Here is a 22,944-nt window from a genome sequence, read left to right on the forward strand (position 1 = left end):
AACATAAGCCTTTCAGCTTAACGATCAATTTTAACTCAGCGAGTTATACTCTATTTATGTCAAATACAACAGAAATAAGCCCAGCCATCTATCGCATTCGCGTCGCAGTGCCTGTGCATCTTTATGATTGTTTTGACTACCAAGTCTCTGCTGAACAGTATGATCAAGCGGCTATAGGGGCTCGTGTTTCTGTCTCTTTTGGCAGACAAAATCTCGTGGGTTTAATCACAGAAAAATTGCCTCTGGATGCACCGCTTGATCCCCGATTTAAACTTAAAGCCATTACCAAACTTTTGGATGATCATGCCATTTTAGATGATCAAGTTTTAAATTTAGTGAAATGGTCAGCGTCTTATTATCAATTTCCGATTGGCGAAGTCATGCATAGTGCGATTCCGACTTTATTACGTCAAGGTAAGCCATACAACCTGCTCGCATTGAATTGGAAAATCATTGATCCAGATGCGCAAGACAAACTCAAACGCTCCCTAAAACAACAAGATGCTTATAAAATTTTAAAACTACATCCATATGGAACGGCGGAGACCATATTAAATTTGAGTGGTGTGGAAACAGCGACACTCAAAGCAATCGAAAAAAAAGGCATTATCCAATGTGAGCTTGAACCACAAGATTTCACACCAGAACCTGTGCAACTGGCTCAAATGCCGTTAACCGCCAATAAAGAGCAAAAAGTTGCGATTCAAAGTATTGTTAAATCCTTAAAAAAATATCAGGCCTTTCTACTCGATGGCTTAACAGGCAGTGGTAAAACAGAAGTTTATTTGCAGGCCATGTATGAGGTTTTAAAACAAGGCAAACAAGTGCTGGTTTTAGTGCCTGAAATTGGCCTGACCCCACAAACCATCAGCCGTTTTCAGTCCCGTTTTCATTGCAACATCGCCTTACTTCATTCAGGTCTGAACGACAGTAAGCGTCTTCAAGCATGGCAACATGCACAGACTGGCAAAGCGTCGATTATTATTGGTACACGTTCAGCGCTCTTCACCCCGATGCCAAATTTGGGGCTGATCATTCTAGATGAAGAACATGATTTATCGTTTAAACAGCATGAGGGCTTTCGCTATCATGCACGCGATGTCGCAATGTATCGTGCACATCTGCAAAAATGCCCGATTGTGTTGGGTTCAGCGACCCCAAGTATTGATAGTTTTCATCTTACCGAACAGGGTAAATTAACGCATTTAGAATTAAATCACCGTGCAGGCGGTGCCATCATGCCTAAAATGCATTTGATTGATCTCAAAATTGCGAAAAAGCAGCATGGCATCAGTGAAACCCTGATTAAAGAAATTCAAGCGCGACTGGACAAGAAAGAACAAGTCCTTATCTTTTTAAATCGACGTGGTTACGCCCCTGTTCTAATTTGTGAAAGCTGTGCATGGCAAGCCAGTTGCCCTCATTGCGATGCACACTTTACTCTGCATAAGAAACCGTACGAGCATTTACACTGTCACCATTGCGGAACAATCAACCGACTTCCTGATGCCTGTCCTCAATGCAATCAAAGCACTTTAAAGCCAATCGGCATGGGAACAGCAAAGGTTGAAGAAAGTCTGAATGAGCTTTTTCCCAATCAAAATATTGTTCGTGTCGATCGTGACTCCACCAGTCGTGTCGGAAGTTGGCAAAAAATCTACGATCAAATCCACAAAAGTGAACCCATGATTTTATTGGGCACACAAATGCTCGCGAAAGGTCATCATTTTCCTTATGTCACGTTAGTTGCGATTCTAGATATCGATTCAGGCTTACTCAGTGTCGATTTTCGTGCCACGGAACGCACCGCTCAGCTCATTATTCAAGTGGCAGGTCGTGCAGGTCGTGGTGACAAAAAAGGGGAAGTTTTTTTACAAACGCTCCGACCTGATCATCCTTTATTAAATACTTTAATCACCAAAGACTATCGAGCCTTTGCTAAAGAAACTTTGCATGATCGTGAGATTGCACTGCTTCCACCCTATCGTTATGCAGTCATGCTCCGCTGTGAATCTAAAAGCCAAGAAGAGAATCAAAAATTCTTGAACGAAATGACTCAACTTTTACGTCAGCATTCAGGTGATTTGATTGATATCTGGGGACCCATTCCAGCACCGATGGAACGTAAGGCAGGTCGCTTCCAAGCACATGTGGTTTTATTATCGGGTGACCGTGCCAAACTACACTTTTACGTTCGTGAATGGTGGCAACACGTTTTATTCTACAAGCCATCTATAATGAAACTGACCATTGATGTCGATCCACAAGAACTGAGTTAGTTTCATAGAGATGGCTAAATCATATGTAAATCATCATTATTATTTACATGAGTTCAATAAAAATGAATCACACAAATTTTCATACACATGCATACTTTTCAAGATTACAATTTCTAAAGACCAATCATGATGATGCTTAGGAAGAGCCGATGTCGCTTTTGCTTCAAATAACGATTTTCTTAGGCGCTGTATTAATTCTTGTTCCACTTGGAAAAAGATTCGGCGTTGCAACCGTACTGGGCTATCTTTTTACAGGCATTTTGCTTGGGCCAAGTGCATTTAATATTGCTCAAGACACCACTGCCATTTCGCACTTAGCTGAATTCGGTGTGATTTTATTGATGTTTCTGATTGGTCTTGAGCTGCGTCCACAACGGTTGTGGCAAATGCGACGTTCAATTTTTGTCATTGGTAGTTCACAAGTCATCATTACAGGCGTGATCTTGATGGCAACGATTTGGTTGCTGTTTCAACAAAGCTTAAGTGCCAGCTTTGTGATTGGCTTTGCACTGGCGCTGTCTTCAACAGCCTTCGTCCTACAACTTCTTTCAGAAAAACAACAGCTCAATACCACCTATGGTCAGCAGTCTTTTTCAATTTTACTGCTTCAGGATATCGCCGCGATTCCACTGCTTGCGATTATTCCTCTCTTGGCTGGCACAGAATCGACGCATCACGGTATTGCTTACTTTGCCGCCATTGTTGCCACATTTACAGGTTTATTTTTATTTAGCCGCTACGTCATGCGACCTTTCTTTAGATTCATTGTCAAAAGTGGTGCAACTGAACTGGTGACGGCCGCAGGCTTATTTATTGTACTGGCTGTCGTCGTACTGATGGATGTACTCGGCATCAGCACAACTTTAGGCGCATTTTTAACCGGTGTGCTTTTAGCAGATTCTGAGTTTAGACATGAGTTAGAAGCCAGTATTACCCCATTTAAAGGGTTATTACTCGGTCTATTCTTTATGACGGTTGGGATGACCACACCTTTAGCATTAATTGTCGAAGAGCCTCTGATTATTATTGGTGGTGCTTTGTTATTGATGTTATTGAAAGCGCTCATCATGCTTGGGATTGCACGATATTATCAATACAACTGGAAACAAAGTGTTTTAACCGCTGTGTGTTTAGCCCAAGGAGGGGAGTTTGCTTATGTCATTATTGCGGTTGCAAAAAGTGAGAAAGTGATTAGCGATGCCATTATGAACCCTGTGACTTTGATCGTGACGGTTTCTATGGCGTTGACGCCTATTCTATTTTGGATCGTGACTAAATGGTTAGTTCCGCGTTTAGATCAACAGACGGAAGCCCCAGAGTATGATGATGTTCCAGATGAACATCCACATATGATCATTGCAGGTTTTGGTCGAGTTGGACAAATTATTGCTCGTTTGGCACATATGCATCGCCTACCCTTTACCGCAATTGATAACAATTTAGAACGGATCGATTTTGTTCGAAAATACGGCGGTAAGCTATACTATGGAGATGCCACTCAACCAGAGCTATTACGCTCCGCAGGCATCCTTAATGCCAAAGTCTTTGTATTGGCAATTGATGATGTAGAAGTCTCTATGAATGTGGCACGACACCTTCGATTGAACTATCCAAGTCTGATGTTAATCGTACGTGCACGTGACCGCTATCATATGCATCTGCTCAAAGATTTAGGTATTGAATACATTTGGCGTGAAACCTATTTATCATCGCTCGGCATGGCATATCGAACATTATGTTTATTGGATATTCCTGAAGAACAAGCACGAGAAAGCATTGAGCTGTTCCGTGACTATGATGAGAAACTGATTGCAGAACAGCAGCGAATATACACGGATGAACAGAAAGTGTATGAAAGCTATCGTGGCTTTATTGCAGAGTTGGAACATATTTTTGAAAGTGATTCAAAGAACCTTCATGAGCATCATTCGACTTTAGCGCTTGGACCCGATGTCTATAGATATCATGCCGACGCGTCTAAATTCACAGGTACTCGAGACCATCCTCCCCAAGATCAAATTAATGTCTGTCGTGATGAAGAAAATTAACTTGTGATTTACAATTTCGTCACCATCTAAGCAGGGATTTGGAGAATTTTATGTCAGATTTACGTCAACGTTTTTATATTGAAAACAGTCCTGTTCGTGGTGAAGTCGTTCATCTAGAAGAAGCATTACAAACTATTTTGTCTCAGCGTGATTATGCACCTGCCATCCAAGTCCTTTTGGGTGAAATGTTAACTGCGACCGCACTCCTTGCAAGTACGCTTAAAATTAAAGGACGTATTAGCCTCCAAATTCAAGCATCGGGCACGTTGAAATGGGCGATGGCTGAATGTGATCATAACGGCGAAGTGCGTGCTCTGGCTGATTATGAGGCAGATCCTCATTTTAATACTGCTGAAAATAGCAGTACAGTACTGAATACGCTCGTCAGCCCTGTGCTGTTTATAAATATTGAGCCTGAGCTTGGTGAGCGTTATCAAGGGATCGTGCCTTTAGATCAGCCGAACTTAGCAAAATGCCTAATGCAATATTACGATTTGTCTGCACAGATTCCGACGCGTATTGTTTTGGCAAGTTCTGCTCAACGTGCTGGTGGCCTATTGATTCAATTATTACCCCGTAATAATGAAGAAGAGCAACAACGCGTTGATGAAGATATTTGGCCACGCCTCACCATGCTGACAGAAACCTTAAAAGCAGATGAATTGACGCAATTGGATGCACAAGAAATTCTTTATCGTTTATATAACGAAGAAGAAGTCCGCCTTCCTGAAGTTGAAAAACTTTACTTCGGTTGTACTTGTTCAAAAGAACGTTGTGCTACTGCACTTGAACAAATCGGTGTAGAGTCTGTCAAAGAGACACTGGAAGAACAAAATCCCATTACCATGGATTGCCAATTCTGCAATACTCGCTATAGCTTTACAGCAGAAGAAGCTTTAGGTTTATTTGGCGAACATTTAAGTTAATTTAAACAATAACTTAAATATACAATTCATCAAAATTTGATTGTATTCTGTACAAAAATGAGTAAGCATGGTCTTACTCATTTTTTTATCAAGAATAACGACAGGAGATTTGAGACGAAAAAATTATAAGGATTGTTGCTGAGCATTTGATCTATCAGCACGTTATTTGCAAATGATTTTCTGGGAAATGGAAGGAATATGAATGACATTGAGGTCAGATCAGCGTATTGAAAAAATTAGAAACAATTAAACACCAAGAAATAATACTGTAGTACAGCAAACTCAGCTAATAATGAATAAAACTTGATCAAAAAAAATAGATAAATTATGGCAAAAAGCTATTACGAAGAACTCGGCGTTTCACGAGATGCAAGTCCACAGGATATCAAAAAAGCGTATCGTAAACTTGCGCGTCAATATCATCCTGATGTCAGTAAAGAAACGGATGCAGAAGAAAAAATGCAGGCGATTAATGTGGCCTACGATGTTCTGAGTAATGACGAAAAGAAGAAACAATATGATTTCGAACTTGATCATCCTCAAGGTTTTGATCAGTTCAACCAAGGCGGCGCATCTTATTCGTCTGACAGCTCCAATCAATCTCACGATTTTTCAGGCTTTGAAGATTTATTTGGTCGTTTTGGTCAAGGCTTTGGTGGTGGTCGATATCAATCTGGTGGTTCACAATCACACTATGAACGCCAATCACAACAATTTAGCTTCAAAGGCGAAGACCAACATGCGCGCATAGAAGTGGATCTGAGTGTGGCTTTCGAAGGAGCAACACAAACCATCACCCTTCAAATTCCAACATACAACGCTTACGGTAAACCTGAAGTTCAGCGAAAAACACTCCAAGTCAAAATCCCCAAAGGCATGAAAGAAGGTCAACAAATCCGTTTAGCCAAGCAAGGTCAAGCAGGCATTCAAGGCGGTGAAGCAGGTGATTTATATATTGAAATTCAATATATCAATACTGATCAAATTCGAGTTGAAGGTGCTGACATTTATTACAATATTAATATTAGCCCTTGGGAAGCGGCACTCGGTCAAGACATTGAAGTAATGACCCCTTCTGGAAAAGTAAAAGTCAGCATTCCTAAAAATACTGTCTATGGAAAACAGTTACGCCTAAAAGACAAAGGTATTCCTTCTAAAACACCGGGGCATCTTTATTTGGTTCTGAATATCGTTTATCCGAAAGCTGAAACCGAACAGCAGATCAATGCTTATCAGGATTTTGCCCAAGCATTTTCACACTTTAATCCGAGATCGAATTAAGGAGAGTAATCATGACCACTATTCATTATCGTGAAGTCATTAAAGATGGATGTTTAGAAGCTGAAATTGTCGATGAACATTATATTTTCGATTTAACCCATTTTGCCCAAGCATGTGGACAAAGCCCTGAATGGGTTCTACAACTTTTGGAATATGAAATCCTCCCTGCTCGCTCGGAAACACGCATTCATCAATTTTTTGGTGATGAATTATCGCGTGCACGCCGTGCTTATCGCCTACAGCGTGATTTCGATGCCAGTCTTTCTGCGGTCGCCATGATGTTAGATTTGATCGATGAAGTTCAGCAATTGCGTAAAGAAGTTAAACACGTACAAATGACCCATAGCTGATCACCACCAGCTAGACACATCTGATTTTTTTAAAATCAGTGCTTGATCCATGCTCTATGATTGATTCTTTGAATGAGGTAATGACAGCGATATGAACAGCAAAAATTTGAATAAAAAACTAAAAAATATGTTCCCTGAATATCGGGATTTAATGCAAAAATTGGCCAATGAAGATGTCCATTTTGCACGACTGATGGAAGATCATGATGAATTGAATCGTCAGATCACACAGCTTGAACAAGATCCTGTGAATCTGATCAATATCAATGATGACATCGAACTATTAAAACGTAAAAAATTAAAGTTGAAGGACCATCTTTATCAGATTTTAAAAGCAACCTCTGTTCAGAGTCCAATTTAAATGATTCGATTATCGTCGATTATTTGAATCGTGTGATTTTTTCAACTTCTTTCATGGTTTTTTTAATCGGTTCATAGTCTAAAAACCAGAAAAAGTTTACATGTTGATCCTTATGTTGTTGGGCTAACATATCCATCACACTACGTTCACCACGACCCACCAAATGTCTGCGATAGAAGAAGATAATGAGTACAATAGTGGTTAACAACATAATGCCGATCATGATCCAGAATCCTTTTGGATCATGCAGTCCCGGAATAGCGGCAAAGTTCATTCCGTAAATACCTGTGAGCAACGTTAATGGTGCAAAAATCGCAGTAATGATAGCGAGAATCCGCATATTTTCATTGGTTTGATTGGCGACTGCTGAAAAGTGCAAATCAATCGCCGCCTGAATCGAATTTCCTAATCGAGTCGTATGTTTTTGAATACGCTCAATATGACTGACTAAATCGTCAACACGAACCAAAACCAAATCTTGCTTTTCAGCCTGTTTTTTGCCTTTCAAATGCGGATAGTTATCTACGATTTCATCACGAAGTTCTTGTAGAGTTTCAATTTGCTCTTCACAAATATTTTCAACTTGTTGAAATGCCATGTTTTCTTGTAAGAGCTGATTCCATTGAGTAAAACGACGATGCCCCTGCAATAGTTGTTGCTGCCAATATTCCACTCGTGCTGTTAAAGGCACTCTCAGATCTAAATATCCATCAACCATGGTGTTCAATAATCGAAGCGTAAGATCTATTGGTGTTATCGCCAACTTTCGAGGCTTGTTCTGCTCTTCTATTGCACGACACACAATTGTTTCAATCCGAGCGATAAAGTTTTCGATCGCTTTATTGCCTTGTTCACGAATCGTGACTAAAACTTGCGGATTAATAATAAAACTGGTTGGCGTGGTCGATAAGCCGAAAAGACTTTCATGCTTTTCTAAAGCTTGGTCACTGATCATGACTTTATCTTCAGGCGTAATGAGTTTTCTAAAAATGAGTAAATCATAATCGTCCATGGTATCGAATACACATGGATGTTCTAAATTTAGAATATCGCGGATATGAAATTCATTTAGAACGAGTGACGTACGCTGATGAATGTCTTTATTCCATTCCTCAGATCGATTGATGACATCTGAGCGTAAACAATCCACCCAAATAAATTCAGGCTCTTGATCCTGTATTTTTGTTTTAGTCACATAAATATAATGTTCAGTCTGATGCTGATAAAAATAATAAGTTTGCATAGTGACGTTGTCAGGAATATTCGAGTAAGTCTTAGGCGAAATCATGCCATAAAAAAAGCCTGCTTGATGCAGGCTTTTTTCAATAACAGTGTAAACAGATCAAGGGATTAAGCTTGTTCAATGTCTTTCATTGTTAATTTAATACGACCACGGTTGTCTACGTCAGCCACTTGTACTTTGATTTCTTGACCTTCAGTTAAGATATCCGTTACGTTCGCAACACGTTCGTTTGAAATCTGAGAGATGTGAAGTAAACCATCAGTACCAGGAAGGATGTTGACGAACGCACCGAATTCAACGATACGGATCACTTTACCCATGTAGATTGTACCTGGTTCGATTTCAGCAGTCAGTGCTTGGATTTTTGCAACAGCAGCGGCAGCAGCAGCTTTAGTTTCACCAAATACACGAACTGTACCGTTATCTTCGATATCAATTGCAGCTTTAGTTTCTTCAGTGATCGCTCGAATCGTCGCACCACCTTTACCAATCACATCACGGATCTTATCAGGGTTGATGTTGATCACTTGGAATGTAGGCGCGTGCATCGAAATTTCAGGGCGAGCGCGTGAAATCACTTGATTCATTTCATTCAAGATATGCATACGACCAGCATAAGCTTGGTTCAATGCAGCTTCCATGATTTCTTCAGTAATCCCTTCGATCTTGATGTCCATTTGAAGTGCAGTAATACCGTTTGCAGAACCTGCTACTTTAAAGTCCATATCACCTAAGTGATCTTCATCACCTAAGATGTCAGAAAGCACTGCGAAACGCTCACCTTCTTTCACTAGACCCATTGCGATACCCGCAACTGGCGCTTTAAGTGGAACACCTGCATCCATAAGTGACAATGAAGCACCACATACAGAAGCCATTGAAGATGAACCGTTCGATTCAGTGATGTCAGATACGATACGAATCACGTACGGGAAGCGATCAGCTGGTGGAAGAACCGCTTGAACACCACGACGTGCCAAACGACCATGACCGATTTCACGACGTTTAGGACCAGATTCACGACCAGTTTCACCTACAGAGTATGCAGGGAAGTTATAATGAAGCATGAAGTTATCAGTTTTAGTACCAGCAAGCGTATCAACCATCAACGCATCACGAGTATTACCCAAAGTCGTTGTAACCAACGCTTGAGTTTCACCACGTGTAAACAATGCAGAACCGTGAGCACGGTCTAATACACCCACTTGAACATCGATTGCACGAACAGTTTTCGTATCACGACCATCAATACGTGGTTTACCAGACAAGATGTTGTCACGAACTGTACGGTATTTAAGGTCTTCGAATAATTCGTCAACTTCAGCAGCAATACCCGTTTCGTCATTTTCTGGAACGAACTGAGCAACAGCTTCGGCATGAAGTGCATCTAATGCAGCATAACGGTCTTGCTTAACAGCAATGGTATACGCTTCAGAGATTTTTGCTTCAAATGCAGCTTTTAACTGACCCAAAAGTTCTTCATTTTTAACTGGAGCAACCCAAGTTGATTCAACTGCACCCGCAGCTGCTGCAAATTCTTTAATCGCTTGAATCGCGATTTGCATTTCGTCATGACCGAAAAGCACAGCACCTAGCATTTGGTCTTCTGAAAGCTCTTTCGCTTCAGATTCAACCATAAGTACAGCAGCTTCAGTACCCGCAACAACAAGATCAAGATCAGACTCTTTCATTTGTTCGTGGTTCGGGTTAAGAATGTATTCACCGTTGATTAAACCAACACGTGCGCCTGCAATCGGACCACGGAATGGAACACCCGCAATTGACATTGCAGCTGAAGTACCGAGCATTGCAGCAATATCAGCATCCATCGTTTTATCAGAAGAAATAACAGTCGCTGTTACTTGGATTTCGTTGTAGAAACCTTCTGGGAATAATGGACGAATTGGACGGTCAATCAAACGTGAAATAAGCGTTTCAGATTCAGACTGACGACCTTCACGCTTGCCATACCCACCTGGAATACGACCCGCTGCATATTGTTTTTCTTGATAGTTAACAGTCAATGGGAAAAAGTCTTGACCTGCTTTTGCTTTTGGCTGAGCTACGATTGCAACAAGAACTTGTACTCCACCCATTGTGATCACAACAGTATTGGCTTGACGAGCAACACGACCAGTTTCTAAAACAACTTGGTGTTGACCGTATTGGAATTCTTTACGAATAATATTAAACATCGACATATTTTTATGTTTCCCGATTTTCTTCTAGTGGAGACCCCTAAGGTTTGGCATTCACAACTCAGAAACCCTGAGCTCGATTATAAATGACAAAGCTTAGAAGCCGACCTCACTAGACAATTAAAATACTCATATCGCGTAAAATATGAATTTAAGACACAAAGAAGGAGCGAAACATCGCCCCTTCCCTATTATCTAGACCAAGCTAGATAGACTCTAGTTTTCAGTATTACAGCACGTAACATGCAATAGTCCGAAAATAAAAGTTTAATCGAATTAACGACGTAAACCTAAAGCAGCAATCAATGCAGCATAACGAGTAGCGTCTTTACCTTTAAGGTAATCAAGAAGCTTACGACGTTGGTTAACCATACGGATCAAACCGCGACGGCTATGGTGGTCGTGTTTATGTTCTTTAAAGTGACCTTGCAAATCATTGATTTGTGCAGTCAAAAGAGCTACTTGAACTTCTGGTGAACCAGTGTCGTTTTCAGCGCGAGCGAATTTAGCGATGATCTCTGCGCGATCTGCATTTGTTAAAGCCATTCGATTTCTCCGAGATGCTTATATGTTAAGTATTTGATACAAATCAACTTCACTCTTCAAAGCCAAGTTGACTGCCGTGCATCACTACAGCAGTCAACTATTTTAAAGGAACTACCCTCAGATTGCAAAGTTATCCGCACTTATCTTGCTTCAATGATCTTGTTTGCAAAAATGTCACTGGCCACGAGCGCTATAGACACTGACAAAAGCTTAAACTCAGCGCACACTCCAATTTAATAAAAACAAATAGCATGGAATTTTCGTGAAGTTATTTTCAACTAATACTTATTATGTCCCGCAAGATTTAAACAGCATTACCCAAACTAAACATGAAGTTTCAGCCGAAATGGGTGGTATGACAGAACAACAAGTTCAAAAAATTTGGCACAGTGTCGAATCACTTTATAAATCAGGTAATCATCCGCTGATCAGCTTATGTATTCGTCGCCAAGGCCAAGTGATGATTAATCGCAGTATTGGTTACCAGCATGCAGTCACAAAAAGTCAATCGATTGATGATGCTGTTATTGCCAATCCAGATACACCGATTTGTCTTTTTTCTGCCTCTAAAATTGTGAATGCGATGTTGGTTCATTTACTCAATCAACAAGGCAAAATCAATCTATTCGACCCTGTAAGCCATTATATTCCTGAGTTTGCTGCCAATGGTAAACGTCGTGCCACGATTTTCCATTTACTCTCGCATCGTGGGGGTATCCCCAATATCGAAACTGAAGTTACACCTGAGCTTTTATTTGACCGTGAACAGATTTTAAAACTGTTATATGCAGCTAAACCTATTTCTTATAGTGGCAATCAATTGGCTTATCACGCTGTAACCGCTGGCTATATCTTAGGTGAATTGGTTGAGCGTGTAACTGGACAAGATATTCGTCAGTTTTTGCATGAGAATATTGAAAGACCCATGGAAATGGATTTTTTTAATTATGGTTTAAAGCCTGAGTTCCGAGATCAGGTCGCCACCAACTATCCAACAGGCATGCATCCAAAATTAGGCACAGATCTTTATCTGAACCGTGTACTGGGTGGTGGCTTACAACTTGCAGTCGATGTGACCAATGATCCGCGTTTTATGGATACCGTTTGTCCCGCAGGAAATATTTATACCAGTGCAGAACAAGCCAATCGTTTTTTTGAAATGTTGCTCAATGGTGGAAATTATAAAGGCAAACAAATTTTAAGCCCTGAAACAGTGTTTCGTTCAACATTGCCAACATCAAAAACCTCCATTGATCGTAACTTACTGGCACCCATGCGTTACGCCCTTGGACCGATGTTGGGCAGTAATCCTGTTGGAATATTTGGTCCAAATTCAGGGCAAGCTTTTGGTCATCTAGGTTTTTCAAATATCCTGTGTTGGGCTGACCCTGAGCGAGATATTAGCGTTGCATTGCTGAATACGGGTAAAGCTGTTGTAGGAACACATTTACCAGCCTTAGCGAATGTGCTGTATCAAATATCAACTCAATGCCCAAAAATTCCTAAAGACAAACGTCGTGCCTTATTTGGTACTGATCGAAATGAAACAGAGCTGGTTTAAAAAAAACTGATCAACAAACTCAGAATAAATCACTACTCCATAAATAAAAAAATAAATTAATCAATAACTTTTATTTTTTTTTGAAAAATAATCATATTGATTCAGTATGTACAAAGACGTGAATAGTGAAAAAGCCCTAAGATTTCTCTTAGGGCTTTTTCTGCGCTGTAGGTTCTTATCTTTTAATTATGGTTATATTATCTATATCGTTATTATCAGTGATTGTTCACTCTTATTATGAATACGTTCCGTGTTCTTAATACTGCATTTCCTTATGTGCTCATTATGCCACAAATAAAATGATACACAAGTCGCATTTTTCGTATCTTAATGTAAGAAAATGCGTACAGAGTGTAAGTAATGTACCTGAATTGAAAAATAAACAGATATAAAAAAGCCCTGTAGTCTCTCCCAAAACTACAAGGCTTAGCGGCTGTAAGTTTCCTCTTATTTACTTACTGTCAGTGTAAGTTCGCAGTCTCTCGACTTTAAGTTATTCTAATTATGCGATTTTATTCAACATTCCGTGTTGAACTGTTTATAGGATCAATCATCGCAAAAAAAATGCGGAAGCTCTATGCGTCAATTTCTCGAATCCTTGTACGTTATTTCTTACAAGACTGAGAGTGTTTTCATTTATTTGATCAAATTAAGTGATTAATTTTCTTTACCAAACCACTCGATCTTGTTGTTTTTATGAGAAATGATTGGGCTAAAGCATTTGAATTTACCAATAAACTGACCACTGATTTCGCACGCGTCACGGCGGTATAAATAAGCTCTTGACTAAGGAGTTTTGTCGATGCTTCATCCATGACCACTGCCGTATGTGTAAATTCAGAGCCTTGAGATTTGTGAATAGTCATTGCAAAGGCTGTTTCAATCGATTTAGGTAACCGAGTCGCGGGAATCCACTTATTTAAACTTGGAAAATAAACTTCAAACTCGGCAGGATTGGTTCGATGCTTAAAACAAAGACCAATATCACCGTTCGAGAGCCCTATTTGATAGTCGTTATAACTCATCATTACAGGTCTGCCGACATACCAATCCCCTCGTTTGACTAACAATGGCAGCTGATCCAGTAAAGACTTTTGCATCGCATTATTCATTTTAGTTAAGCCAAAATCACCATGCCGAATCGCAGTTAATATACGATACTGGTCAAAGGCTTGAATAACTTGCTCAACATCAGCATTTGGATCATCACTCTCCATATACTTTTTTAGAGCACCAAAATAAGCATAAAAACCCCAACTCAGTTTTTCATAATAATGCTGTAAAGCCTCTGAATTGATCTGATCGGGTAGATACTCCAGTTGCACGACATCTGACATCTCTTTCAGAAGAGGAACAGATTTAATTTCAGTGGCTTGAACAATGTTGCTTTGCAATGAATCCAAGACTTCCCGATGTGGGGTTTTAGCATCTCGTGGCGTTTGAATAAAACCTGCTAACTCGCCAATCAGTGCACCCGCTTTGAATCTTCGACTGGTAACCAAATTGACATGATTTTCGTCGAGTGCTTTTACTTGTCTTAAATCTGCAAGTACCGAACCGACATCAACAGACGCCAATTGATTGGCATCCCCCAATAAAATCAATCGACATTGATCTGGTATGGCTTCCAACAACAATGTTGCAAGATTCAAATCCAACATGGATGCTTCATCAATCACAACCACATCATAAGGTAAGGGTTGCTTCAAATGGAATCTTGGTTGATAGCGTGTTCCGAGTCCCAATAAGCGATGAATCGTAACTGTATCTTGTTGTTTTAAATGATCCGAAACCAAGCCCATCGCATTCAGACTTTCATCATTAAAAGAGTTTTGTAATGCTTCTTTCATCCGTTGAGCCGCTTTTCCTGTTGGTGCTGCCATGGCAATTCGGATATTCGGCATTGCATGATTTAACACTGCAATAATCCGTGCCAATGTATAGGTTTTACCTGTTCCTGGGCCACCCGTAATAATATTGAGGCTTTGTTTCACCACCATTTTCAAGGCATTTTTTTGATGCTGATCTTCGAGTAGATGATCAAACTGATTAATTTTAATCTCTTCAATATTCTGTGATTTTAATCGTTGAATCTGCAACGCTAAACGCTGCTCCAATTGCCAATAACGATATAAATAAAAGTGTTCTTGATCATAAATAAAAGGAGCGACTGTGTGCGTAGCCAATACATCTTCAATGGCCAAATGACCCAGTAATTCAGGGCTAAAATGTGCTTTGGCTAAACAACTATCACCACGTGTCGTTGCAAGTAAAATCTGTTCTATTAAATTAAGTGAATCTTCATTTAATTTTAACTGTGGAGATGACTGTTTAAGCATGAATTCAGCCCAAGTCGCAATCCATTGCGGTGTCTGAATCTCTACTTTTTGTCTATTTTCCACACAGTTATCCTCAAAGTTATAAACATATTTACCAACACTATTATCCACAACCTAAGTTTATGTTTAATAGTTATATCATTTAAAAAAGGCTGTAATTTAGCTGACTTTTTCCTCAACCAAACAACCTAAAATAGCATCAAGTCGCAGTATGAATTCAATACTCGGTTGCCAATAAAAATAACCCTGCCCTGCGTGTCCATTCATACCACGTAAATATAAATAGCTTGCCCCACCCAAATCACGCTCAGGATCATAATCTTCAAGTTGAATCTTTAAATAACGGTGTAATGCGACGAGGTATAGTGCTGCCTGCAACCAATAACTGGCATGCGTCATACTTTGTTGAATCGCCATTGAATCATAACTTTGAGCATCTAAGCCTAAGAAATTACTCTTATAATCTGCAATATGGTAACGATGGCCGTCATAGAAAACTAAATCAATTTCACCTTTCAAATAGCGAGCAGCATTGGCTTCTTTAAACTCGGGCATGCTTATCCCATACTCACGAAACAACTGATGCACTCGCTGGATCGCAAATACGCGATCTGATAATGCAAGGTAAAATGGAAATTCAGCTAAACGTTCATGTACGCTCAATTGATTCAATCTAAATTGACCATCACCTTTTGATTTTATCTCATTTGAATCACTCAAATTTAAGTCAAGTTGCTCGAATGCTTGTACTTGTGGTTCAGATTCACTCAATACAGGTGTCGCTAGAATTTCTTTCAGCCAGTCCACCATCGCATTCAAAATAAAGTCTTCTGCTGATTGGTGTTCTGGAAAAGTGGATTTAACTTTATCCAGCAATTCGTTCCACAAGGTCGCATAATCATTTTTAAAACGGCGTCGTATTTCTAAACTCCATAATTGTGAATCTTGAAAATCAAGATGCTCAAAAATTTCGTGTAAGAAACTCCCTGCTAAAGTCCCCATTGGGAAATGAGCCTTAATCCAAGCGATGGGCTGACGAGGCTGTTCTATTTCAACAATCATTTGCTGAATTTCATCATCTGCACGACCCATCTCTTGCTCTGAAACCGCCAATGCATCTTGAATTTGTTGGCGCGTCAAATGCTGTGCTAAAGCACTGAAACTGGTTTTGGACTTTGGATAAAATCGTTGTTGAGGAAATGGATTTGCAATTACGTTAGGTACTATTTTTTCCTCAATAGCACTTACTTTTGGAGGACGTGATGTGATTAATGGCGCTATATCACTCTGTGGATGCTGAAAGGTCTCTGTACCTTGACCGCGCCAAAAAGCTAAGGCAGATGTGGATGTTCCTTTGACATCACTGAGCATGGCATAGACTCGATGGCTAGCTCGAGTTAAAGCGACATACCACAGGCGTTTTTGTTCTGCCAAATGTCGTTCGGCGTGTTGTTCCGCGGCACGTTCATCAATATTTTGTTTATCGTGAATTGCAACAACACGGCGTTCTTCCATCTTGCCAGTATTCGGATTAAGTTGTTCAATCTTAGAAAAATTAAGCGCTTTATTCATTTCGTTGGCGCTTTTGTCCGCACCCAATAAAAACACAATTTTAAATTCTAAACCCTTGGATTGATGAATCGTCATCAACTGCACGCCCGCTTCATTGGACAGCTTACGCTCCATTTCCCATTCGCGTTGCATCGGTTCAGTCAACTGTCTGAGATACCAATGATAGAGGTTTTGGGCACCTTGATAATCTTCACTGTGCTGACTGAGAACTTCAGTTAAGTGTCGTAGGTTGACTACAGCACGCTCATTATCACGACTTTGTTTTTCAACGATTGTGTTCCAAATTTTAAAAGCGTTGAGACAATATTGCCATGCCGTTAGGAAGCCTTGATTGAGCCAAAGCTCCCGAATCAAATCAAACTGTTCAATATAATGGCTTAAGCCTTCAGTCTGTAATTCCAGTTGAATCAACTTTTGTAAATTGAAGCCCAACAACCGACTCAATAAAGCGCGTTTGACTTTGGCTTCATCGAAAGGATGCATAATTGCCGTAAGCAAAGCCCCCACATCTCGCGCAATTTGGCTTTCAAATACACTTTTTTTCGAAGGTCGATTATAAGCAATACCTAAGTATTCCAAAGCAGATTGGGTTTTATCTAAGCCATCATGGTTTTTGGACAACACCGCAAAATCGCTTTCATTTAAGACATGTGTTTGATTGGTCTTTGGGTCATTTAAATACAGTTGCCCTTGATTGGCGAGATTGAGTAAATGACGAATCTGCCAAGCCACTTGCTCTGCTTCTGTGTCTTTATCTTCAAGCTGAATCCAACGAAGTGGCATTGGATTGATCTGCCCTTGCTCGACTAAAGCTGGATGAGGACGACTACCCGCTTGAACAGGTTGATAAATCACCATTTCGCCAAAATCAGGCTGTCGTTGAAATAAAGCACCCACAACTTCAACCAACTCTCGAACGGAGCGATGGTTATAAATCAAATTGTATGCATGTCCTTCTTTGCCAAACACATCTTGATGTGCTTTTAAGAACGTCAGCATATCGCCACCACGAAAGCCGTAAATCGCTTGTTTACGGTCGCCCACCATGATCATACAGCCTTTTTTGACCCGACTAGGATGACGCCAAATTTGCGCCAACATATCATCTTGATCTTGGTTGGTGTCTTGAAATTCATCGACTAAAATCAGCGGATAACGTGCATGTACATAGGCTGCAAAGCGTTGCCCTTGATCGCCTTGTAGTGATTCGGCTAATGTGCGAATTTGCTGTGCAAAAGTCGTTTCACCTTTTTGTTGTAATACTTGAGGCAAGCGCTTTTTCACTTCGGTGGCAAGATGATATTTCAAATAACTATCGAGCTGTTCAAGATCTGTTGCCAGCTTTGAAAATGCTTCAAAAAACTGCTTTAAAGCACGAATAATGGCATGGGATTCAAATTGACTTGCTACATCTTCAGGGCATTTATTTAAAGGCTTTTTGTTCACCAAATCTGAAAGCGACTTTAAAACGCCTTCAAATTCTGAGGCAAACAGCGCATTGCTCCGCTGTATTTTCAACATTTCAATGAAATACGGTAAATCGTGTTCAAGCAACCTTTTTAAAGCCAGTTGATCGCGCCATCTTTTAGCTAAAATTTTGAAATATTGCCCGTCTTCCAAATAATATTCAGACAAGGTTACAGACTGAGATAAATCAATATGAATCAATTGATCCATGTGTTGTTCAAATTCTGTTAAATCCACCTGTGGTGGTGGAATAGGCTGAAAATAAGCAGAAGTGAAATTCAGACTCGACTCCACCACAGAGACATAACTGTCTTGAGATTTCAGCTTTTTATTTAACAGTAAATAATCAATGGTTGGCTGAGATTGTGCTTGAATCCACTCTCTTAATACATCGTGAATCAATTGATAACTATAACTTTTGGCATCATCGGTAATGGTGGCATATTCAATTTTGCCACTTTCAAAAGCAAACTCTCGCAATAACTTTTGGCTGAAACTGTCCAACGTCCCAACAAAGAGTTCATCCAACTGATCAATTACCAATTTTAACCGCTCGCAAGCATAGGCAATTCGATTTGAAAAAGTGGTGAGTAATGTTGCAAATAGCGGATCTGATTCTGAGTTTGCTTTGGCAATAACCTCATGCTCGGTCAGTTCACGACAGGCTTCAAAATATCGCTGTGCTTCAATCAATCTGAGTCGAACACGACTTTGTAATTCTGCCGCTGCCTTTCGCGTAAAGGTGGTGGCAATGACCTGATTGGGTAAATATTTCTCAAGTAGAATCCGCACCATCAGGCTGGATAAAGTATAGGTTTTGCCTGTTCCTGCTGAAGCTTCAATCCAATGCAAACCTGTAAAATGCATATCGACAATCGGTTGTGTTGAGACCTGATTTTTTGAGAGCTGATTTTCTGAGCGCTGCGCTTGATTCACGATTTAATCCTCAACTGCGATTTGGTATTGGTAAATCGGCTGATACAAATCATAAGCAAACTCATCGCAAGCATGCTGTAACAGTGCCGTGGTATCTTGCTCATCCAGTATAAATTGCCAATCGCGATGCTTACGACTCCACTCCATCTCTTCTAATGAGAATGGTAAGAATGAATCACTTTTATCCCATTCTTTACCTAGATCACTAAAATTGGCAATGCTCGCCTTACCCATTTCATCACTCTGCCATTCTAGCTCTTTGCCTTTTTCAGCCAATAACATCAGTAGTGCTGCAGGCAACACCAAGGGCTGAGTTTGCCCATATTGATACGCTTTGAACCAATGTTGTAAATACGCCCTAGCCTGTTGTGTAGTCACTCCAGATTGAATCAACGTCACATCACTAAAAATCGAAATCCGCTTTAACTGCGTCGCTTGTTCATCTTTTAAGTTTAAATAACTGACCCACAATAAATATTCTAGCCACGTTTGCGTACGGCGTTTAGCGCGCGCACTGGCAGCACTGAGGCTCACCCATTCCTTTACCGCTTGCACAGGAACCTTGATATTCATGATGATGTGTTCATCAACACGCCACTGGCGTTGAGTCGTCGCAGTCTGTTCAGGCGCGTAACGTTGTAAGCGTTGTTTCAGTCGTTGCTGTTCCGCCAGACTCATCTGCAATGCACTATGCTGCACTTTACCAATAGGTAAGCGATCTTGCAAAACACGAGGGTCTAAGGTTTCTGAATCTTGATCTTGTAAAAAATCTCGAATGGCATAGCGCCCCAAGCCATCCAAAACTAAGGGTTCTTGTTGTGCTGGTAGATCTGATGTCTTTAGATTTTCAACACCTAAAGTCTTTAAATAAAGTCTTGCAGGGAACGTTACATCCTGCATCCACTGATTACCTTCTAAGACGACCAAACTTGATGTTTCAACTGGATAAACTCCATTCATCCAAGGTTCACGTTGCCCTGTGGCTTTGATAATTTTTTGTGCCACACCAAACCACTGATCTTGATAGCGTGTCGATGGTTCAGCTTGAAAACCGACTGGATCAAAGGGTTGTAGTGTATGCACTTGATACAACTGATGAAGTTGTGCAGGGACGTCAATACCTTCCACATTGATCATTGGATCAGATTCGGTCTTTAAATTATCTTGTACTGTGTCGGCTTTTTTTGTAATAAGTGCAAAATGACTGATCAACTCCTGTAATACGCTTGAGGGTTCACGGACTTCGCCATCACTGACATCAAATCCATTGTAAAACAGCCACAGATTCTCTTGTGCTAAGAGCAATGCATCCAGAAATGCACCTTGATCATCTTCTAAACGAGAGCGATCACCCAATTGTGGACGGAGTAATCCCATCAAGTCGAAAGGGACTTGGGTGTTACGATTTGGAAATTTCCCGCTATCCAGATTCAGCATCACAATCAATTTATAAGGGACAGGACGAATATGTCCAATTTGGCTAAAGGTGATTTGACCTGTTGGCAAAGCCTGTTCCAGTTGGCTTTCTAAACTACTTTGAATCTCTTGTAGCAGATAAGGCAAAGGCAATTGAATGTCATATAACGCATGTTGCGTCGCATTGCCTTTTTCTTTCATTTCGTAGTTATAAGACAACGTCAGCATGGTGTATTGCTTTCGCACCACTTGATGCACAGCTTGCAAGGCATCGACACCAGCTTGGCTAAACTCTTCAATTTCTGCTTTTAGAATCTCTAACCATTGCTCAACAGGTTTACGCTGTCCCTTCTCATGCATGATTAACCAATCACGGCGGACTGCAAAATCCTGATAGATTTCGATCAGTTTGGCGATCAATTCAAAGTCAGCACTGAGGACTTCAGCGAAACTCAAAGTCTCACCAAAGATCGTATGTTCAGGCACAGCAACACCTAAAGCCAAACGATCTAAAGCAAACTTCAAACTAAAACGATAGTCAGTATCTTCTATACTCAAACTTTGCTGTAAGTGTTCAGCATCCAAACCACGCTTAAAGCCCGCATTGATCAAGAGCTCAATCATGCGCTCAGTCATATCAATATCAAGTTCATAACGAATTTGCGTGGCATTTAAACTCAGCCAATCAGAAAAATCCTCAATACTGAAGCGACCACTGACCAGTTGAATTCGACCGAGTACTGCACGCCATGCATTGTTGACATCAATCTGAGTTACCCCTGCAATTTTTACAGGTAAATAGACACCCGCTTGCAGGGTACTCTGTGGAAACACACTTCGAATCAACGGTTCCATTTGTTTTAAATCGGGTGCTAAAACCAAAATATCATTCGGTCGGCGTGGCTGTTCTGCTGTCCCCTGAGATAACCAGTGAATGAGCTGTTCTTTCAGTACTTCAAGCTGTCTTAAACCTGAATGACAGACATGGATTTTAATAGAATCATCATCTGCGCGAAGTTCAAAACCTTGTTTCTCAGGCTCGACCAAATACAAAATATCGGATTGCACTTTACCCAATAAATGGTTGGGATATTCATCGACAAATGCATCGACCCATTGCCCTTCTTCTCCCGATGACAAGTTCGATAAAATCGAAAAGTGATCTCGGGCTTGCTTACCGAAACGGGTGAGTAATGGATGTCTAGATTCGCGAACTTCTGCATTAAAATTCAGTGTAAATGCTTTGAAAAATTGCTGGATTTCTTCATCTGAAGCGTTTGGATTTTTGGCAATAAAGCGCTCTTTAACACTCAAGTCGTAACGCTTTTTCCAGTTTGGATCGACACTGTCCGCCCAATATTCTTGTGATGGATTGTAATGCAGAATCAGAATATCAATGTATTGTCCTAAACGCCTGAGGAACTGTAACTGCGACGGTGGCAAATCTAATACCGTAAAAACAATCGCCTGACTGGGTAATGCTTTGAGTGCCTCAGGACGTAAGGCATCATCATCCATGACTTTCCAAAACTCATGATCAATGCTTTGCATTTCCACAAAATCATCGTGAAAAGTATGCTGCCAAAGCCAACGCTGCCAAGCTTCTAGTTTTTGAGCTTGATCAAATTTAAACGAAATATCTTGATCTGGGTTTTGAGGAAATAGGTGTTCAATATCAAGCGGCTGATTGGCACCCCATTGCATTAACCAATTCTGTGGACAACGGCACTCACCTTCGCAACCACGGTGACAATCACCACGATATAGCATGTAATTACCAAATAATTTAGAGACCTGTTCCGCCACCCAATACAACATGCTCTGTTTTTTGAGTTGCTTTTCTAAGCTATGTTCAAGCTGACCCGCACTGTCATAGATCCGTTGAATAATGGAATATAAAGGGTGCTCAATCTCTAAGCTATTTTCATCAGATTCAATATAGGATTTTAGTGTTTGATAAATTCGCCACTTCATCATCAAGCGTGGAATATTGGCTTTACGCACATGGTCTTTATCGCTGAGTACCTGTTGGTAGCAATACCACTGAAAACCACGAATACGCTGATGAAATTGGCTATTGGCACTGATCCCATGCTGTTCGGCAATGGTCTGAGTCAGCCATGTCTCAATCGCAGGGCTAGGGACAATAAAGTGCTCTTTTTTAAGGACATTTAAAGGATTCTTTGAAGGTTTATGAATACTGTGTAATACACCTTGTACCAACACATCGATCCGTTGGCTTTGAATAACATGAATCCCCATAGTTCCTCTTTATTTTATTCACACAAGATCATCATCATTCGTGAACAAAACCATAAACATAAATCACTATACATCTTAAACTGAGTATGGCACTTTTATTCAAGCGACTGAATAAAACTTTCAAATAAACCACACTATATTCATGGTTTACTTAATAAC

General features: G+C 40.4%; 13 protein-coding genes. 7 read left to right on the plus strand and 6 right to left on the minus strand.

Annotated elements, in window-relative coordinates:
• The first annotated feature begins 56 nt into the window (after positions 1-56).
• From AC5YCE_RS03175 to AC5YCE_RS03200, 6 genes are all read left to right on the plus strand, one after another.
• Positions 57-2,279: a primosomal protein N' gene (locus tag AC5YCE_RS03175; RefSeq protein WP_496171034.1), complete on the plus strand. Its 2,223-nt coding sequence runs from the start codon at positions 57-59 to the stop codon at positions 2,277-2,279.
• A 149-nt stretch (positions 2,280-2,428) separates the two neighbouring features.
• Complete coding sequence (locus tag AC5YCE_RS03180; protein WP_496171035.1) at positions 2,429-4,327, plus strand: monovalent cation:proton antiporter-2 (CPA2) family protein; 1,899 nt, start codon at positions 2,429-2,431, stop codon at positions 4,325-4,327.
• Positions 4,328-4,377: 50 nt separating this feature from the next.
• Positions 4,378-5,253, plus strand: a complete 876-nt coding sequence (gene hslO / locus AC5YCE_RS03185) for an Hsp33 family molecular chaperone HslO (protein ID WP_496171036.1) — start codon at positions 4,378-4,380, stop codon at positions 5,251-5,253.
• A 327-nt stretch (positions 5,254-5,580) separates the two neighbouring features.
• Positions 5,581-6,534 (plus strand): DnaJ C-terminal domain-containing protein, encoded by a 954-nt coding sequence (locus tag AC5YCE_RS03190; protein ID WP_496171037.1) that lies wholly within the window; start codon positions 5,581-5,583, stop codon positions 6,532-6,534.
• 11 nt (positions 6,535-6,545) lie between these two features.
• Complete coding sequence (locus tag AC5YCE_RS03195) at positions 6,546-6,884, plus strand: chaperone modulator CbpM (protein ID WP_496124682.1); 339 nt, start codon at positions 6,546-6,548, stop codon at positions 6,882-6,884.
• Positions 6,885-6,975: 91 nt separating this feature from the next.
• Positions 6,976-7,245: an HP1242/YdcH family protein gene (locus AC5YCE_RS03200; RefSeq protein ID WP_496124681.1), complete on the plus strand. Its 270-nt coding sequence runs from the start codon at positions 6,976-6,978 to the stop codon at positions 7,243-7,245.
• A gap of 19 nt (positions 7,246-7,264) precedes the next feature.
• Here the strand turns inward: AC5YCE_RS03200 and AC5YCE_RS03205 are convergent, their stop codons facing one another.
• The 3 genes from AC5YCE_RS03205 to rpsO form a co-directional block, all read right to left on the minus strand.
• The gene (locus AC5YCE_RS03205) at positions 7,265-8,488 is read right to left on the minus strand and encodes a magnesium transporter CorA family protein (protein ID WP_496171099.1); all 1,224 of its coding nucleotides are present in this window, start codon (positions 8,486-8,488) and stop codon (positions 7,265-7,267) included.
• Between the two features lie 107 nt (positions 8,489-8,595).
• Complete coding sequence (pnp, locus tag AC5YCE_RS03210; RefSeq protein WP_496124805.1) at positions 8,596-10,683, minus strand: polyribonucleotide nucleotidyltransferase; 2,088 nt, start codon at positions 10,681-10,683, stop codon at positions 8,596-8,598.
• Positions 10,684-10,962: 279 nt separating this feature from the next.
• The gene (gene rpsO / locus AC5YCE_RS03215; protein ID WP_496124680.1) at positions 10,963-11,232 is read right to left on the minus strand and encodes a 30S ribosomal protein S15; all 270 of its coding nucleotides are present in this window, start codon (positions 11,230-11,232) and stop codon (positions 10,963-10,965) included.
• A 262-nt stretch (positions 11,233-11,494) separates the two neighbouring features.
• On the opposite strand from rpsO, the gene AC5YCE_RS03220 reads away from it, so the two are divergent.
• Complete coding sequence (locus tag AC5YCE_RS03220) at positions 11,495-12,793, plus strand: serine hydrolase domain-containing protein (RefSeq protein ID WP_496171038.1); 1,299 nt, start codon at positions 11,495-11,497, stop codon at positions 12,791-12,793.
• A gap of 644 nt (positions 12,794-13,437) precedes the next feature.
• On the opposite strand, the gene recD is transcribed toward AC5YCE_RS03220, so the two are convergent.
• The 3 genes from recD to AC5YCE_RS03235 form a co-directional block, all read right to left on the minus strand.
• Entirely contained in the window at positions 13,438-15,195 is a 1,758-nt protein-coding gene (gene recD, locus AC5YCE_RS03225; protein ID WP_496171039.1) for an exodeoxyribonuclease V subunit alpha, read from the minus strand.
• A gap of 96 nt (positions 15,196-15,291) precedes the next feature.
• Complete coding sequence (locus tag AC5YCE_RS03230) at positions 15,292-19,038, minus strand: UvrD-helicase domain-containing protein (RefSeq protein WP_496171100.1); 3,747 nt, start codon at positions 19,036-19,038, stop codon at positions 15,292-15,294.
• A 72-nt stretch (positions 19,039-19,110) separates the two neighbouring features.
• Positions 19,111-22,785 carry an exodeoxyribonuclease V subunit gamma gene (locus AC5YCE_RS03235; RefSeq protein WP_496171040.1) on the minus strand — a complete coding sequence of 1,225 codons (3,675 nt, stop codon included), beginning with the start codon at positions 22,783-22,785 and terminating at the stop codon, positions 19,111-19,113.
• Between the last annotated feature and the right edge of the window lie 159 nt (positions 22,786-22,944).

The organism is Acinetobacter sp. CY79 (assembly GCF_059515845.1).